The sequence below is a fragment of the Kutzneria kofuensis genome (assembly GCF_014203355.1).
GTDB classification, from domain to species: Bacteria; Actinomycetota; Actinomycetes; order Mycobacteriales; family Pseudonocardiaceae; genus Kutzneria; species Kutzneria kofuensis.
This window is the reverse complement of sequence record NZ_JACHIR010000001.1, coordinates 1204556-1221440: the sequence shown is the minus strand read 5'-3', so window position 1 is coordinate 1221440 and position 16885 is coordinate 1204556. Positions and strand designations below refer to the sequence as shown.

The window sequence follows — 16885 nt, the reverse complement described above, 5'->3', positions numbered from 1 at the left end:
ACCGGCACAGCCGACAAACGCCGCGATCAAGGATGCGGCAGCAACCCCGCGTGGTGGAACGGCAGAAGGAGGCGCGGTGCCGACAATGGCCATCGAACGTCAACGGAACAGTAACCCCTTTCCGTAGCACGGGGCGGATGATGAACCGATGTCTGCCGCGGCATGTCGGTGGCCAGTGGTGCGAGTGGTCCCCGGTGGCGACGTCCGGCGTCAGGGCACTGCCACCAGTGCGGTGGTGATGAGGTTCCCCCGCTTTGCTTCGCTGGAGACCTGGTTATCGGGATTCGTCTGGGATCGTAGCCGAGTCCGTCCGTTGCCGGACACCCCATGCCTCCTCGTACTCGTCGGGAGACAGGCCGTCGAGCCCTTGCTGGAATCCGCCGGGGGCGATACCAACCGTCAATGTAGCGCGAAGATCGCCGGGTCGGCCTCGGGGCGAGTGGCGAAGGCGTTGCCGGGCCAGCAGATCAGCTCGGTCTTGGTGGCCGGCGATAGGTTCTCGGCGGCGTCGTCGAACGAGTCGCCGACGAGGTCGCCGTCGACCTTGATGACACCTCGTACAACGCTACCGGGCCCAGGCCCGTAACGGCCTTCCGTTGCGGATGCCGAGAAACCGCTCAACAGTCCACAACGGAGCGATCTTGTAGCCCCAGCCGTGGTTCTCCGTGGCTATCCGTTCGATCAGCCCTGCGATCGCGTCGTCGACGGGCGGACGCCCGCGCCGGTGTGGGTAGACCTCCGATCTCGCTAAGTGTCAAGCTGCGGCGGCCTGGGCGGGTGTGTCGTCGATCGGCCCGAACGCCTTGATCGAGTCGTAGTGCTCTCCAGTCTGTAGGCAATGGTGGAGCTGGCCGAGGAAGCGGTTGAACAGGTGCCGCAAGGCGGCAGCGTGTCGGTCACCGCGTTCTCGGCGACGCCGGTAGTGCTCTTGGGGCGCCCCGGTCTTCGCCATCGCAGCGAAGGCCCAGAGGAACCCGGCGGCGTTGAGCCGGTCGTTCTTCACGGTGCGGCGGGTGATCGAGATGCTGCGTCCGGATGCCCTCGTGACCGGTGCGGAGCCGGCGTATGCCTTGAGCGCGCGGGCGTCGGCGAACCGGCTGCGGTCATCGCCGATCTCGCCGAGCACCCGGGCTCCAGATAGGTCAGCCAGGCCAGGGAAGCTGGTGATCACGGCGTAGTCGGGGTGTTGTTGGAACAGTTCCGCGGTGGTCTGGCTGAGTTGATCGACGGCGGCGCACTCGGCGTTCAGGGTGCCGAGCAGAGCGAGGGCCTGACTGCCGAACGCGTCCTCGACGGCAGGTGGCTGTCGCAGCTGCTCGGCGCGCAGGGCTTGGCATAACTGGAGGGCCAGATCCTCGATGCCGCGCTGGCGGCCGGCCCTGCGTAGTGCGGCGGCCAACTGTGTCTTCGTCACCTTTGCTGCGGCCGCTGGGGTTGGCGCGAGAGCCAGGACGGCGCGGGCCTCTGGGCTGGCCAGGTTGGTGACGGTGCCCTTGGCGAAGGCGGCCAGGAACCCTGGGTAGTACTCGCGCAGCACTGCCCGCAGTTCCTGGGTGGCGCGGGTGCGACGCCAGGTGGCATCTTGGGTGGCACGGGAGAGCACTGCGACGGCGCGGGCGAGGTCGCTGTCAGCGGGCAGCGGCCGGTGGGCGTGAGCGTCGGTGCGCAGGATGTTGGCCAGCGTCATGGCGTCGACGTGGTCGGACTTCTTGCGGGCGACGGTGTGGCGCTCGCGATAGCGGGCGACGGCCATCGGGTTGATGGCGTAGACGCGGCGGCCGGTCTGGCGCAGGGCCGAAACCAGCAGGCCGCGCGGGGTTTCAATCGCGACCGGGATCGGGGCCTCGGCGATGTCGCCGGCGTCGGCGAGCATCGTCATCAGCTCGGCGAACCCCATGGCGGAGTCGCCGATGCGACGCTTGGCCACCAGACCGCCGTCGGCGTCGATCAGGGCGACGTCGTGGTGGTCCTCGGCCCAGTCGATCCCGCAGAACACCTTCACTCTGTGTTTCTCCTCGAACTGGCTGTTTGTGCTGGTCAACGAGACCCTGGTGAGAACGCGCGGCGCCCTAATGACGAGGCTCTATGGCCTGACCTCCGATTGAGCCGTTCACGATCCCAGCGATCCGCGCGGGCACCGGTCTCGACGAAGAGCTCATGCGGCTCCCGGCCAACGAGGTGTCCTCCGTGCGGACGGGCTCGAATCACGACGACCATCTTGATCAACGAGGCGGTGGCGACCGTGCTGGCCACCACCACCTCCGGTTCCGTTGTCGGCGCGGTCTTAGCTGGAGGGCTCGTGGCCCGAGGTATCGCCAGGCGTCAACGGAACGAGTGAGGAGGATGTCGAGGCGAGAGGCGCCGGTCTACACCAAGAAGGCTGCTGCCATGGTCCACTTAAGGCGTCCTGCTCGCACTCGACCATCCAGAACGACCAACCAGTGCGCCGGCCTGGACGCAGGTCTACCGCCCTGGGTAACTCAGAGGCGTCACCGGCGGTCGTTCACGAGTCATTAGGTCCACTTCGCGGCTTCCAGGCGCCGGTGCCAGCGAAGGATCGTGCCCGGGGTGACCAGCCGGTGTAGCCGCGGCCCCGTGGGCGGCAGGCGCATCGATGTCCTTGGACTTCGACGAGCGGCTGAGCAACACCATCAGGCCCACAAGCCTGAAGAAGATCAGGTAGAGCAGACGCGGCGCCATGGCTGGCGATCATGCCCGGCCCGTTGAACGTGTCCGTCGCCGCAGGTCAGATACGAAGGCCGACTTCCGGAACCCCGCAGATCGGCGTGCCAGCGTAGGAGCGTGCGTAAGACGGCCAGTTGATGGCGCGGTACGAGAATCTCCACGTCTTGGCGGTCCGAGCGGACGGGCAGGGCTGTCCAGGACGGGAGTCGACAGAAGATCAGGTACACGAGTCGCAAGGCCACGACCGCCGATCATGCCGAACGCGATCCGCCTGCCGTCACCCCTGGTCAACGCCCATGGCCGAGTATCGGGCACCCGCAGGCTCTCGGCAGAATGCAGGTCTACTGTGGACCGTCAGTGGGCGGTCGTGGTGAGCTTTCTGGTCGCGGCCAGGTCTGCGTCCTGTATCCGGCTGGGGTAGCACAGGCGCAGCAGCGGGCCGGTCATCGCGGTAGTGACCACGGCCATCACGACCATCAGCGAGTACAACGAGGTGTCCAACAAGCCGGCCTGTAGGCCGACGCCGAGGATGATGAGTTCGGTCAGGCCGCGGGTGTTCATGAGCACGCCGAGCACGCTGGCGTGTCGGGGACTCTGGCCACAGGCCCGGGCGCCGGTGTAGGCGCCGAGGAACTTGCCGCAGATGGCCACTAGCACGATGAGGGCGAACTCGCCGAGCGCGGCCACGTCCATTGTGGACAGATCGACGCCGAAGCCGGCCACGGTGAAGTAGACGGGCAGCAAAACGGAGCCCAGCGGGGTGATCCGCCTGATGATCTCCTCCCGCAGTGCCTCGGTGCCGCGGCGCGGGATGACAGCGCCTGCGAGGAAGGCGCCGAAGATGAAGTGCAGGCCGAGCCACTCGGTGATGCCGCCGGAGACGACGGCGAGCACGACCACGCCAACCAGTGCGCCTGCCGACAGTGGGCGGCCGGCGCGGAGATGTGCTGCAGCGAGCCGGCCCAGCAGCGGGCGCACGGCGAAAAGCATGATCGCCACGAAGGGCAGCACGAGCGTGATCTGCCACAGGGCATGGTGGCCGGTGACGGCCAACACCCCGGCGAGCAGGCACCACGCGACCACGTCGCCGATCGCCGCGACCGTCATGGCAAGCCCGCCGACGGCGGTGCGCTGCATGCCACGATCGGTCAGGATCCTTGCCAGCACGGGAAAAGCAGTGATCGACATGGCCGCGCCGAAGAACAGCACGAAAGCCGCCGGCGAGCTGCCGTGCTCGTGTCCGGCCATCAGGGCCAAGGCGAGCAGGCAGCCGAGGCCGAACGGCAGGGCCATCGACATGGCTGCCACTCCGGCTGCGGCGCCCCGTCGTCCTCGCAGCGTCCGGTGGTCGAGCTCGAGGCCGACGACGAACATGAACACCGCCACGCCGACATCGGCCAGTGCGGTCAGCCCCGGTCGCACGTCGGCCGGGAACAACGCCCTGGGCACGGCCCCGGACAGCAGTGTCGGACCGAGCAGGATGCCGGCGACGATCTCGCCGACGACCGGCGGCTGGCCGAGCCGTCCGGCCGACGCGCCGGCCAGTTGCGCGGCGGCGAGCACCACCGCCAGCGCGATCAGGAATCCCAGCGTGTTCAGCGGGAGCACGAGTGGCCTTTCTCTGTGGAACGGGAGTCGACGATCACGGTGAACCGGATGGACAGCGGCGAAAAGGCGTTGCTATGTTGTTCGTCATGTCCAGCCCCGAGGCAGCCAGTAGGTAGCCACCGGACCTCTCCGGTGGCGTTCTCCGCGGTCGCGTCCTCCTCGACGCCGACGTTGTCCTGACCCGGGCCGCCGTTGTGGCGCCGGGCAGTGCGCGGCACTCGCCACCGTCTCGAGACTTCCTCGTTCCGGGCTTCCGTTGCATCCGCCGGTCTCAGGGCCGCGCGGGTCGGACGGTGCTGACCACGCACTTTTCACTCCGTAGTGGAGCTTTGTCATGCCATTCGCCATATACGTCCTCGCGCTGGCGGTCTTCGCCCAGGGGATGTCGGAATTCATGCTGTCCGGGCTGGTGCCGACCATCGCCCAGGAACTGACCGTGTCGATCCCGGCGGCGGGGTCGCTGACCTCTGCCTTTGCCGTCGGCATGATCGTCGGCGCGCCGCTGGTGGCGATGCTGAGCCTGCGCTGGCCGCGTCGCACCGCGCTACTGGTCTTCCTGGTCACATTCCTGCTGATGCACGTGATCGGGGCGGTGACCGGGAGCTTCGCCGTCCTGTTCGTCACCCGGGTGGTCGCCGCGCTGGCCAACGCCGGTTTCCTCGCGGTCGGCATGGCGGCCGCCACGTCCATGGTCGAGCCGACCGCCAAGGGCAAGGCCACGTCGATCCTGCTCAGCGGCGTCACCATCGCGTGCATCGTCGGCGTCCCCGCCGGCGCGTTCATCAGCGAGCTGTGGGGCTGGCGGGCGGCTTTCTGGGCCGTGGCCATCCTTTCCGTCCCCCCGGTCGTCGCCATCCTGCGCGCGGTCCCCGGTGCCGCACCCGACCCGAACGCGCCGAGCGCTCTGCACGAGTTGCGGGCGCTGCGGACCCCGCGGCTGGTCGTCGTGCTGGTGTTGGGCGCCCTGGTCAACGGCGCGACCTTCTGCTCGTTCACGTACCTGGCCCCCGTGGTCACCGACGTGGCGGGGTTGGCGGCGGCGTGGGTGCCGCTGGCGCTGCTGCTGTTCGGCCTCGGCTCGTTCGCGGGCGTGACCATCGGCGGCAAGTTCGCCGACAGCAACCCCATGCGGCTGCTGGGCGTCGGCGCGGTCGCGCTGCTCGCCGGCTGGCTGCTGTTCGCCCTCACCGCGGGCATTCCGGTGGTGGGCTTCATCTTCATGTTCATCCAGGGCACGCTCTCGTTCGCGGTGGGCTCGACCCTCATCACGCAGGCCTTCTACTCGGCGACCGGCGCCCCGACGCTGGCCGGCGGTTTCGCGACCGCCGCGCTCAACGTGGGCGCGGCGGCGGGGCCGGCGCTGGGCGGTGTGGCCATCGGCGTCGGCGCCGGTTTCCGCTCGCCCCTGCTGGTGAGTGCCGCACTGGTCGCGGTGGCTCTGCTGGTCGGTGCGGCGGCGCTGCTGGCCGGCAGGGGCAAGGCGGGCGCCGGGAACGCGCGGTCTCCGGAACAGGCCCCCGTGGTCTGACCGGCGCCCGACGACTGGGTCCGGTGCGCCGGCCCCAGTCGTCGGGCGGCCGAGGGCAGGGGCTAGGGCAGCCGGTCGAGGAAGTGCGCGATCAGCGTCGCGGACTGTTCGGGATTCAGCCGCGGATCGCAGGTTGAGCGGTAGTCCGGAAAGGACGGTTCGGTCACCCGGCTGGACACGCACTCGGTGACCGGGTCCGGGGTCAGCTCCAGATGCAGACCGGCCGGACGCTGACCGTGCGCGGTCAGCACCCGCGCGAATGCGGCCACCTCGGCGAGCATGGCGTCCATCAGTCGTGTCTTCACGCCGTGCAGCTTGATCCCGTTGCCGTGCATCGGATCGCACAGCCACACCACCGGTGCGCCGTGCCGGGCCACCGCCGACACCAGGGGCGGCAGCAGCCGCTCGACGTCCTTGGCCCCGTGGCGCACGATCAGGCTGAGCCGTCCGGGGATGCCGTCGGGGTTGAGCGCGCGGGTCAGGGCCACCACGTCGTCCGGGGACGCGGTCGGGCCCACCTTCACGCCCACCGGGTTGTGCACGCCCGTGGCGAGGGCCAGGTGGGCGCCGTCGAGTTCACGGGTACGCTCGCCGATCCAGCCGAAATGGGTGGCGGCGCTGAACGCCCCACGCACGCCGGCCCGCACCAGCGGGCGCTCGTAGGGCACGAGCAGCATCTCGTGCGCGACGTAGACCCGCTCCTGCAACGGTTTGCCGTACCACGAGCGCCGCACTTCGCGCAGCACGATCTGCGAGCAGTCGTAGGCGGTGCGAAGTCGGCGAGGGTCGGGCACACGTGACACCGGGTCGGGTGCGGGGTCGTTGACGGCATCGCCGCAGTAGCTGGCCATCATCCGCCCGGCCTCGTCCGGATCCGGCTCGAACGGGGACGAGCGGGGCTTGCCGTACTGCCCGGCGAGCCGGCCCACCGCCACCGCGGCCAGCCCGCTGCCGGCGCGCATCATCGCGGCCAGCCCCTGCAGGTGGTCGACCTTGTGTCGGATCACGTCGAGCACTGCCTCGTGGAAACGCTCGGCGCAGTCGCCGCCCTGCAGCAGCAGCCCGGCCCCTTCGGCGACCAGCGCCATGCCGCGGGCGAGATCGACGACCTCGTCCTCGGTGGTCAGCGCGGGCAGGTCGGCCAGCTCCGACTCCACGCGGTCGAGCGCGGCCTGGTCCGGCCAGGACGGCTGCTGCCGGGCGGTGCGCGCAGCCATCGCCGCGCGTACGGCGGCCACCGGCGACTCGCGGACGGCGGCCGTGCCCCGACCGTCGCCGGCGCTCATCGGACGCCCGCCGCCTGTGCGATGACCAGGTCCTCGACCCGGCACATCTCGGCGATGATCAGCTCGTACATCCGGACCAGGAACGCGGGGTCGACGCCGTGTTCCCGGCCGTAGCCGGCTGCCCGGTCGGTGACGAGGGCGACCCGGGCGGGTTGCATCATCGGCACGTCGTTGGCGGCCTTGTGCTCGGCGATCTGCACACCGCACTCGAGGCGCCGTCGGATGGTGTCCAGCAGGACCTGGTCGAGCCGGTCCAGCTCGGCCCGAAGGTCGCTCAACCGGTGTTCGCTCATCGGGATCTCCCCCGTGTGGGTGGTCGTCGACAACTCGCGGCCGCGCCGCCGATACGCCTCGAAGCCGGTGCCGAACCAGGCCCGCACCTGGTCGAAGACGGCCGTGAGCTCGCCGCCTTCGACGGCGGTCGCGAACGCGCGCAGGCCGTCGGCCAGCGCCTGCCGGGCGGCGGGCGCGTGCGGGTTGGCCGCCTGGACGTCCAGATAGACCTCCGGGCTGCCGCCCGTGATCCGCGCCAGCAGGGCCAGCAGCGTCGTGTGCGGCGGCGGCGCCGTAGCGGCGAGACGCTCGGCGTCGACTCCCAGCCGCGTCAGCGCGAGCCCGAAGGACAGCACGGCGGCGTGGGTGAGGGCCTGGGTCGCCGCGGTGGTGGTGTCGTGCTCTTCGGGGTTGCACGGCACGACGCGGCCGCCCCAGGACCGCACCATGTCCAGCACGGCCGTGACGCCGGGGCCGCCGCGGGTCACCACCGCGGCGACCGGCCGGCCCGCCATCCCCAGGTCCGGGGCGAACATCGGGTTCAGCCCCACCTGTTCGACGGTGGCCGGCAGATCGCCGAGCCGGGCGGCGAACCGGGACTTCACCGACAGCGTGTCGGCCAGTACCGCGCCCGGTCGCAGCAACGGGGCCAGCGGCTCCAGCGCGCGCAGCGCCACCGGCTCCGGCACCGCCAGCACCACCAGGTCCGCGGCCATGACGGCGGCGGCGATCCCGGCGTCCGGGGCGGTGATGTCACCCCGGACCGCGTCGCCGTCACCAGGCACGGGATCGATGGCTGTGGTGGCGATCCCGCTGCCGCGCAACAGATCGGTGAGCATCGTGCCCACCGTGCCCCGTCCGCCGACCACCACGGCGCGGCGCAGGGCGGTCACGCGACTTCTCCGGCCGGCACGGTCGTCGTTGCGCCGGCCCGGTCCAGCGCGGCCAGCAGCGCGCCCGCCTTGACCACCGTCTCGGTGAACTCCTCGTCGTGGTCGGACAGGGCGACGATCGCGCCACCCACACCGAACTCCACGGCGCCGGGGGTTACCACCATGGTGCGGATGACGATGCTGAGATTGGCCGCGCCGCTGAGCGAGAACCAGCCCAGCGCGCCGGAGTAGACCCCGCGCGGGCCGCCCTCCAGCCGGTCGATGATCTCCATCGTCCGCTTCTTCGGCGCGCCGGTCATCGACCCGCCGGGAAAGGCCGCCCGCACGCAGTCGACCGCCGTCGCGCCTGGGCGCAGCGCCCCGCGGATGGTCGACACCAACTGGTGCACCGGCGCATAGGTCTCCACGTCGAACAGCCGGGGGACGTGGACCGAGCCGATCGCGCAGACCGCGTTGAGGTCGTTGCGGACCAGGTCGACGATCATCAGGTTCTCGGCCCGATCCTTCTCCCGGCTGAGCAGGTCGGCGCGCAGCGCGGCGTCCTCGGCCGGCGAGCCGCCGCGCGGGCGGGTGCCCTTGATCGGCTTGGACTCGACCCCGCCGTCCGCGCCGATGGTCAGGAACCGCTCCGGGGAGGCACTGAGCACCGCGATGCCGGGGAAGTCCAGCAGCGCGCCGTAGGGCACCGGGCTGATCGCGCGCAGCGCCGAGTACAGCGGCCCCGGCCGGGCGTCCACCGGCATCGTGACCATGTTGGTCAGGCAGATCTCGTAGGACTCGCCGTCGCGGATCTCGTCGAGGCAGGCGTCGATGCGGCTGAGGTAGGCGTCCCGGTCGTGACGGGGTGTCACGCCCGCGCCGAATCCACTCAGGTCGCGCACGCCCAGCACCGCGGCGCCCGCGCCGGCCCGGGGTGGGGTGAGCGCGCGCAGCCGGGCCTCGGTCTCGTCCAGCCAGGCGGTGGCGGCGGCGGTCGCGCCGCCCTCGGCCAGCGAGAGCAGGTAGCAGCAGCCCTCGGCGTGATCGAGCACGACCGCCCGGTCGGCGAAAAGCATGGCCGCGTCGGGATGTGCGGACTCATGCGCCGGCTCACCGATGGTCTCGGCCTTGAGCTCGTAGCCGAGGTAGCCGACGTAGCCGAGATTGAAGTCGAACGGCAGGCCGGCCGGAACGGGGACCTGCCGTCGGCTGAGCTGCTCCTGCAGGTAGTCGAAGAACGGCTGGCGCGACTCGGTGACCCGCCCCCGCCGGTCGCGGACCCTGACCGTCTGGTCGGACACTCGGTAGGTGACGTACTCGGCCAGCGGGCCGCTGTCGTCGCCGAGGAAGGAGAAGCGCGACAGCCCGTCGATGACCGCGCTGCTGTCCAGCCAGAACACCGAATTCGCGTCGGCGAAGCACGCCGCGCGAACGGATTCCCCGTCCGGCGACCCGTCCACCCGGCGCACCAGCACTTCGTAGCCGCGGCGCGCGTGCGAGTGGGCCAGGGCCAGTTCGCGGAAGTTGGCCAGCAGCTCCCGGCCGTACTCGCTGCCGATGGACTCGGGGTGGAACTGCACGCCCCAGATGGGCTTGTGCCGGTGACGCACGCCCATGAGCACGCCGTCTTCGGTCCACGCAACCGCCTCCAGCTCGTCCGGCAGTTCGGTGGCGGCCAGCGAGTGGTAGCGCACGGCCGTGAACGGCGATGGCAGACCGGCGAAGATTCCCTCGCCGGTGTGCCGGACCGAGGACTCGCGGCCGTGCATCGGCTCGGGGGCGAGACCGACCGTGGCGCCGAACAACTGGGCGATGCCCTGGTGACCGAGGCAGACGCCGAGCACGGGCAGGTCGCTGTCGAGCACCGCGCGGGCGCTGATGCCGAAGTCGCGCTCGCGGTCCGGGCGGCCCGGTCCCGGCGAGACGATGATGGCGTCGAAGTCGTCGAGCCGGATCCGGGACCAGTCCGCGTCGTTGCGCACGACCGTCGGCGCGAGGCCGGTGATCTCGCCGACGTACTGGAAGAGGTTGTAGGTGAAGGAGTCGTAGTTGTCGATCAGGAGGGTGCGCACTTGCGGCCCCTTGTCTGTGGTGAATGCGGGCGGACGCGCTAGCGGGTCAGCGTCTTGCGCAGGTAGAGGCGCTCCGCGGTGTTGCCCCGGGTCAGCGCGTACTTGACGAGCAGGTCGCTGTCGACGATGGCCGGGTGGCTCTCGTCGTAGTCGATCGCCATCACGGTTCCCAGCCACGGCTCGAGACCCATCGCGTACACGTAGACCTCGTCCGGGTCGAGCGCGTCAACGATGGCCTTGGCCTGCTCGAAGTCCGAGCCGTTGAGCCGGCGGCTCTGGTCCTCGCGGCGGGACAGCGGCCGTGGGTACAGCGGGCCGTAGATCCAGCTCGCCGCCGCGCCCATGCTCTCCATGCCGATGAACACCGTGTCGACGCGGCCGGTGACGGCGACGACCTTGGCGTAGGTCGACGGCGAGATGTTGGTGGAGTCGGCGGCGAACAGGACCTGGCGGTTCCCGAGCCGCAGCAGCCAGCCGGTCTTGCTGCGGATGCGCAGATCGCCGTGCTCGCCGAGGAACGGGACCGCCACTGCCGTCGCGGTCCCGCAGCGGCGCTCTTCGAGGTCGTCGACCTCGACGACGTCGGTGAAGCCGAGGCGGCGCAGGATGCCGGCCAGACCGGGGTCGACCAGGCTGGCGTTGCTCGAGCGGGGGACGAGCACGGTGCCGACGCGGTGACGGATCCGCAGCAGCGTCTCGAACAGCATGTGGTCCTGGTGGTTGTGGGTGATCAGCACGTGGTCGATGCGGTCGGGCAGGTCGGCGAAGGTGAACCGGCCCTCGGTCGCGTCGTCGTAGCCGTCGTAGCTGAGCACCGGGTCGACCAGGAACGTGGTCCCCTCATGGCGGACGAAAACGCAGGCGTGGCCGGCGTAGTCGAGCACGTCGGGCTCCGCCGACTCGTCACGGGCCGGCCCGCCGGCGACGAGTTCGAAGTACCCGGCGAACCGCTCGGCCCGCTCGCCGTCCAGGCCGAGCTCCGTGGTGAGCCGGGCCAGCTCCGCCTCGTCCAGGCCGCCACGGAACACCATGTCCAGCAGTGGCGAGTTGAGCGGGACGTCCACCAGCAACTGATCCGGCCCGTACTCCAGCATCGGAGTGGTGAGCGCGAACTCCCTGGCGTCGCTGGTGACGGGGCGGAACCGGACCTGCTGCATGCCCTCGTCGTAGAACTCCGAGGCGTACATCAGCGGCTCGATGAACCGGTAGTCGGGCGTGTGGTTGTCACGGCCGTAGAACACCTCGACGCGACCCGACAGGGCCGGGGGAAGCTCCTGGTACACGGGGTCGAGGCACTCACCGGTGTAGCGGGGGAGGATCTCCTCCTCCAACCGGCGGATCGCCTCGAACAGCTCGTTCAGCAGCTCCCGCTGTGGTGCGCTGCGCTCGTGCCAGTCCTTGATGACGTCGTAGTGCTCGTGGGCGTGCACCCACGGGCCCCCGTGCATGCGCGGCTGCCGGACGGCCGCCGCGTGCACCTCCGGAGAGTCCAAATAGGACTCCATGATCGGGGTGAATCGGTTGTGGACGAAGCGGGCCAGCGTCTGCGGGGGCAGCAGGTACGACCAGCCGTACCAGCCCGCGATCACCGGCTCGACCGCGACGTCCGGGCGCAACGAGTAGGGCATGGCATTCCTTCTCGCTCGGGTGTGGACGGGGGAGTGGTCAGACGCCGACCGCGGTTGCGGCGCCGAGCAGGGCCAGCAGGTCGGCGAGCAGCTCGCGGTCGGTCTCGCGGCGCGCCTCCCGCCAGCCGCGGCCGCCCAGCGCGGCCTGGGTCGCAGCGAGCACCCGGGGGTCGGCGCCGCTGTCGCGGGCCAAGTCGAACCACTCGGTGATGTCGACGACGTCGTCGGCGGTGAGGCCCGCGGTCGCCAGCAGGTCGTCGAGCCCGTAGGTGCGGTGCACGACGACCTGCGAGCGGGCCGGCGCCCGGTGCAGACCGGCGAGCAGCGCGTCGACCACCAGCTGCACGTCGCAGATCGGCACCAGGCCGTCCAGGCGGGGCATGGCCCGCAGCCGGGCGGACAGGTTCAGCAGCGCGGAGAACCAGTCCTGGCGCAGGAAAGCGGTGTCGGCGGGGCCGTGGCCGTAGACCAGGCCGGCCCGGTAGCTCGCGACCTGGCAGCCGATGGTGGCCAGCGTCTCAACGTACGCCTCGCAGACGAGCTTCGACCGTGAGTACGGGTCGCCGACCGCCGCCAGCGCCTCGGCCGACAGGTCGGTGAAGCGCTCGCCGGCCGAGGCCGCGGACAGGAACGCGAACGAGCGGGCGCCGAACGCGGCGGCGGCGCGTGCCACCAGCGCCGTGGTGCGGGCGTTGGCGTTCATGTGCCGGTCCAGCGGCAGCAGGTGGTTGACCTCATAGCCACAGTGCACGACGGCGTCGACGGCCGGGCCGGAACCCTGCTCGACCCGGCGCGCGAGCTCCGGATAGTCGATGACCTCGACCTCGTCGAGTTCGGCGGAGGGGCGGCCGAAACGGGCGGCGTGCGCGGTCCGCAGTCGCTGGGCGGTCCCGGTGCTCACCACCAGCGCTCGGCGGCCCTCGGCCAGCAGCCGTTCCAGCACGTGGCCGCCGATGAAGCCGGACGCGCCGGTCACCAGCACCAGGCCCGGGCCGGCCGGGGCGGCACGGCGCAGCAGCGGCAGTTCGGCGCGCAGCTCGGCGAGTTCGGCGGTGGCCTGCCGGTAGGCCAGCTCGGTGGCCGACGCCTCGCGCGTGACCTCCTCGCCGCGCACGTGCTTGAGGAAATCGGTGGGGACGAAGTCGTAGTCCATGGCGTCGAACGCGGCCTCGACCGCCTGCTGGCCGTAGACCTCGGTCAGCTTGACCTGGATGCGCATCATCGCCAGCGAGCTGGCGCCGGCATCGAAGATCGACCCCTCCGGGGCGACCTCGGCGCCGAGCACCTCCGTGACGACGTCGAGCACCCGGCGCAGCTCCGTACCGCCCGCGGCTGCCGCCGGGGCCTCGGTGTCGGCCGACAACAGGTCCCCCAGCGCCCCTTTGTCCAGCTTTCCGCTGGTGGCCAAGGGAAAGTCCGGCACGACCGCGACGCGGTCGGGCACCTCCCAGGCCGGCAGCAGCTGCCGCAGCCGCGCCATCACCGCGTCGACCCCGCCGCGCGCGGTCGTGGTGGCCAGTACCAGCTCGTCGCCGAGCTGCACCATCGCCACCGGCACGCACAGGTGCACGGCCAGCGCCGACTCGACGTGCGCGAGGTTGACCCGGTGGCCGAGGCGCTTGATCTGCTCGTCGACGCGGCCCATGTACGTCAGGCCAGCGCGGTCGAGCGCGACACGGTCGCCGGTGCGATAGGCGCGCCGGCCTTCCACCTCGCTGAACCGCCGCTGCTCGTCGGGATCGCCGCCGACATAGCCCAGCGCCACGCCGTCGCCGACGATGACCAGCTCGCCCACACCCGAGTCGGCCAGGTCGCCGGTCTCCGGGTCACGGACCAGCGCCGTGAAGCCGTCGATCGGCGTGCCGATGGTGGCGCCGAACTCGGTCATCGCGGCCATCGAGAAGCAGACCGTCGCCTCGGTGGGGCCGTAGGCGTTGAAGACCAGGCTGTGCCGCACCGCGGTCTCGAACTCCGCCTTGCCCAGGGCCTCGCCGGCGAACTGGACCTTGCGGACCCGCCGTTGCGCCTGGTCGCCGAGGCGGGCGTACACCGACGGCGGCACCATGATCAGGTCGGCGCCGTGCTCGGCCAGATGCCGGGAGACCGCGCCCAGCCATGAGTGCTGCTCGCGGGCCGGCACCGCGACCGTGGCGCCGGCGTGCAGCGCGGCCACGATCTCGGTGATCGAGGCATCGAAGGACAGCGAGGCGAACTGCAGGACCTCCTCGCCGGGGCGGATGTCGAGCAGCCGCCGCAGCGATCGGCACAGGTTGAGCAGGCCGCCGTGTCCGACGTCGACCAGCTTGGGCCGTCCGGTGGAGCCCGAGGTGAAGATCGAGTACGCGATCGGCGAGTCGCAGGCGGGGGTGGCCTGCTCGCCGGCCTCGTCGAGGTCGATCCGCCTGGTGTCGAGCGCCGGCACGCCGGCGGCTGCCGCCTTGGCCACCCCCTCGTCATCGAAGCAGACCGCCAGGCCCGCGCCGGCCACCCGAGCGGACTCGGCCAGCCGCTCGGCCGGCAGGCCCGGGTTGGTCGGGGTGTACACGGCGTGGCTGCGCAGCGCGGCCAGCGCCCAGACGACCGCCTCGGCCGTGTGCTCGCCGACGACAAGGACCCGACGGCCGGCCGGGCACTCCCGGCCGATACGGGCGGCGAGCGCGCCGGTGACCCGGTCCAGGGCCGCGTAGGTCCACTCCTGGTCGGCGCAGCGCAGCGCCACCCGGTCGGTGTGACGCGCGAACGCGCCGCTGAGCAGGTCAGGCAGTCGCACGGGAAACTCCAATCCGCTGCTCGAGTTCGGTGAGGATGTCCTGCGCGGCGTCGTCGCCGAGGAAACGGCTCTTGTACTGCAGCCGCATCAGCGGCGGGCCGGGGAACGACCGGTCGGCGAGGAACTTCAGGTCCTCGAACGCGCGCTCGCTGCGTACCCGCACCCACGTCCAGTGCCGCGGCTCCGGTCGCATGAAGGTGGTGTCGGAGACGACGAGCCGAGGCATCCGGCCCCGGCTGAACGCGGTGGCGAACGTGGTCAGGTCGGACATCGTGTAGCGGCCGAGGCCCTCCAGCCGTTGCCGGGTCCGGGCGAAGTGCTCGGCCGTGTACTCGCCGGCGCGGTCGCCGCGTACCACGAGCGGGCGGATCTCGACGAAGTAGCCGCCGATCCGCGCGAAGTCCCAGCGGGAGAACGGATATTGCAACACGAGCCCGCCGCCGAGCACCCGCAGCGCGGTGGCGGTGACCGCAGCCAGCAGGTCGTCGAAGGAGATCCCGGAGCGCATCTCGAGCCAGCGCTCGGAGCACCGTGAGATCGTTGGCACACCGGGCGTGCCGGGCGTGGGCAGGTCGCCCAGCTCGCGCTGCACCTCGTCGAGATCCGCGGCAGGCAGGTCGGCGTAGCGGGCCAAGGCGGCGGCATGGCCGCGGTAGCGGTGGCCCGGCCGCTTGACCGGTTCCCCGCGCAGGTACGCCCGTAGCTGCGGCAGCAGGGCCACGACGTCGGAGAGGTCGACGACCATGTGGTTGAACTTCGTGAAGACGAGGTGGCCACCGTCGACGTGCGGCCAGAATGCGACATGCACGGCTTCGTCCAGCCGCAGCGGGTGGGCGTTGTGATAGGCGGTTGCCACCTCGGCCAGGTCGTCGGGCCCGCCGGACAGGACGGTGTCGTGCACCGCGCAGGTGATCCGCACGGACGGCTCGGGAATGTCGAGAAGGTCGGCCAGCGCTGCGGTGACGCCCAGTTCACGGAGGAACCCTTCGACGACGGAGAGGTTCGCCGCGCGTTCGGCAGCGAGCACACCCAGCGCGGCGGCGCACGGGTTGACGTCGCAGTCGAGGCCGAGGTCACGCAGGAAGCTGTATATGTCGCGGACGGCCAGGGCCTGCGGGCGTAGGGCGGGTGCGGTCATGGTCGTCACCCCTTGGGGCCCGTGGTCGTGCCCCAGGCGAACTCGACCTGGTCGAGCACGTCCATCTCGGCCAGCAGCGAGTGCACGCCGGAGTGGTCCTGCACCAGGTGCGTGCCGCCCTGCGACTCGCGGATCTCGGCGGCGGCCTTCTCCCGGCCGCGCACGTTCTCGAACTCGGCGATGGTCTCCCAGGTGGTGAAGTCCGGGGCGACGAACGCCTCGAGTCCCGCAACCACCTTGTCCAGCAGGAAACGTCGTTCGCCCGGGTTCAGCACCTCGTAGACGTTCTTGAGTATCTCGCCGGAAATGGACGCGTGGCAGTACTCGTCGCGGTTGTGCAGCCGCACCGTCGTGGAGTTGACGACCTGGATATCGGTATCGTTGGCCAGCAGTTCGAGATAGGCGTTGATGGATATCTCGGCGACCGTGGCGAACGCAAGTGTGGTGAGACTGCGTTCCCATCGTTCGGTGCACAGGGCCAGGTGCTGGTCGTGGATCGTGGTGATCAGCGAGTCGGGCAGCACCCGGTCGGAGAATTCCCCCTTGCGCATCCGCCGCGTCGTCGCGCTGCCGTTCATGTGCATCAGCGTGTGGTACTGCTCGTCGACCATGGCCTGCGCGATCGCCAGTTCCAGTTGCTGGCCACCGACGCCGGGATATTCGCCGGCCAACACCAGTTGGAACGCCGGATTGGCGATGCCCTGCTCGATCAGGACGGTGTTGCGGTTGTAGGCGATCCAACCCCAGCTGGTGAGCCGCGACCGCTCGTCGTCGGGCAGCGACTCCCACAGCGGATGCCCGCTGAACGGCACCATGTCCACCCGGAAATCGGGCCGCGCCGGCTCGAACAGCGCGTGCACGTCCGGTTCCGCGCGCTTCACGGCCGCGCGGCGGTGCCAGTTGCCGACCAGCCGCAGGATCACCGCGCTTTCTGCGGCATCGGTCGGGTCGAACTCGGGAAGGCCGGCGAAACTCGTGAGTCCGCTTCCGTCGGAACCCTGCTCGGCCTGGCTGGCCATGGCCCA

General features: G+C 70.7%; 11 protein-coding genes. 1 reads left to right on the top strand and 10 read right to left on the bottom strand.

What is annotated here, in order from left to right; all coding sequences use genetic code 11:
- Positions 1-399 precede the first annotated feature (399 nt).
- The 3 genes from BJ998_RS05460 to BJ998_RS05450 form a co-directional block, all read right to left on the bottom strand.
- Positions 400-621: a hypothetical protein gene (locus tag BJ998_RS05460; RefSeq protein ID WP_184859050.1), complete on the bottom strand. Its 222-nt coding sequence runs from the start codon at positions 619-621 to the stop codon at positions 400-402.
- Between the two features lie 133 nt (positions 622-754).
- Positions 755-2002: an IS110 family RNA-guided transposase gene (locus tag BJ998_RS05455; RefSeq protein WP_184859048.1), complete on the bottom strand. Its 1248-nt coding sequence runs from the start codon at positions 2000-2002 to the stop codon at positions 755-757.
- A gap of 1037 nt (positions 2003-3039) precedes the next feature.
- The gene (locus BJ998_RS05450; protein WP_312889943.1) at positions 3040-4293 is read right to left on the bottom strand and encodes a cation:proton antiporter; all 1254 of its coding nucleotides are present in this window, start codon (positions 4291-4293) and stop codon (positions 3040-3042) included.
- A 334-nt stretch (positions 4294-4627) separates the two neighbouring features.
- On the opposite strand from BJ998_RS05450, the gene BJ998_RS05445 reads away from it, so the two are divergent.
- On the top strand, positions 4628-5821 hold the full coding sequence (locus BJ998_RS05445) for a Cmx/CmrA family chloramphenicol efflux MFS transporter (RefSeq protein ID WP_184859046.1): 1194 nt from the start codon (positions 4628-4630) through the stop codon (positions 5819-5821).
- A gap of 62 nt (positions 5822-5883) precedes the next feature.
- Here BJ998_RS05445 and BJ998_RS05440 read toward each other — a convergent pair whose 3' ends face one another.
- From BJ998_RS05440 to BJ998_RS05405, 7 genes are read right to left on the bottom strand one after another with little or no spacing between them, the layout of a single operon-like run.
- On the bottom strand, positions 5884-7107 hold the full coding sequence (locus BJ998_RS05440; RefSeq protein WP_184859044.1) for a 3-deoxy-7-phosphoheptulonate synthase: 1224 nt from the start codon (positions 7105-7107) through the stop codon (positions 5884-5886).
- Complete coding sequence (locus BJ998_RS05430) at positions 7104-8273, bottom strand: chorismate mutase family protein (RefSeq protein ID WP_221337886.1); 1170 nt, start codon at positions 8271-8273, stop codon at positions 7104-7106. Before BJ998_RS05430 ends, BJ998_RS05440 begins: the two co-directional genes overlap by 4 nt.
- Positions 8270-10324 carry an aminodeoxychorismate synthase component I gene (pabB, locus tag BJ998_RS05425; protein WP_184859042.1) on the bottom strand — a complete coding sequence of 685 codons (2055 nt, stop codon included), beginning with the start codon at positions 10322-10324 and terminating at the stop codon, positions 8270-8272. Before pabB ends, BJ998_RS05430 begins: the two co-directional genes overlap by 4 nt.
- 38 nt (positions 10325-10362) lie before the next feature.
- On the bottom strand, positions 10363-11952 hold the full coding sequence (locus tag BJ998_RS05420) for an MBL fold metallo-hydrolase (protein WP_184859040.1): 1590 nt from the start codon (positions 11950-11952) through the stop codon (positions 10363-10365).
- 37 nt (positions 11953-11989) lie between these two features.
- Complete coding sequence (locus BJ998_RS05415) at positions 11990-14722, bottom strand: AMP-binding protein (RefSeq protein ID WP_184859038.1); 2733 nt, start codon at positions 14720-14722, stop codon at positions 11990-11992.
- Positions 14709-15860, bottom strand: coding sequence for a hypothetical protein (locus BJ998_RS05410; RefSeq protein ID WP_184859036.1), 1152 nt, complete (start codon positions 15858-15860; stop codon positions 14709-14711). Before BJ998_RS05410 ends, BJ998_RS05415 begins: the two co-directional genes overlap by 14 nt.
- A gap of 5 nt (positions 15861-15865) precedes the next feature.
- Positions 15866-16879: an AurF N-oxygenase family protein gene (locus tag BJ998_RS05405; protein WP_184859035.1), complete on the bottom strand. Its 1014-nt coding sequence runs from the start codon at positions 16877-16879 to the stop codon at positions 15866-15868.
- Positions 16880-16885: the final 6 nt, after the last annotated feature.

Bases quoted from the DNA above. Each gene is read 5' to 3' on its own strand.
- BJ998_RS05445 (WP_184859046.1), top strand. From the start codon at position 4,628: ATGCCATTCGCCATATACGTCCTCGCGCTGGCGGTCTTCGCCCAGGGG.
- BJ998_RS05440 (WP_184859044.1), bottom strand. From the start codon at position 7,107: ATGAGCGCCGGCGACGGTCGGGGCACGGCCGCCGTCCGCGAGTCGCCG.
- BJ998_RS05420 (WP_184859040.1), bottom strand. From the start codon at position 11,952: ATGCCCTACTCGTTGCGCCCGGACGTCGCGGTCGAGCCGGTGATCGCG.
- BJ998_RS05410 (WP_184859036.1), bottom strand. From the start codon at position 15,860: ATGACCGCACCCGCCCTACGCCCGCAGGCCCTGGCCGTCCGCGACATA.
- BJ998_RS05405 (WP_184859035.1), bottom strand. From the start codon at position 16,879: ATGGCCAGCCAGGCCGAGCAGGGTTCCGACGGAAGCGGACTCACGAGT.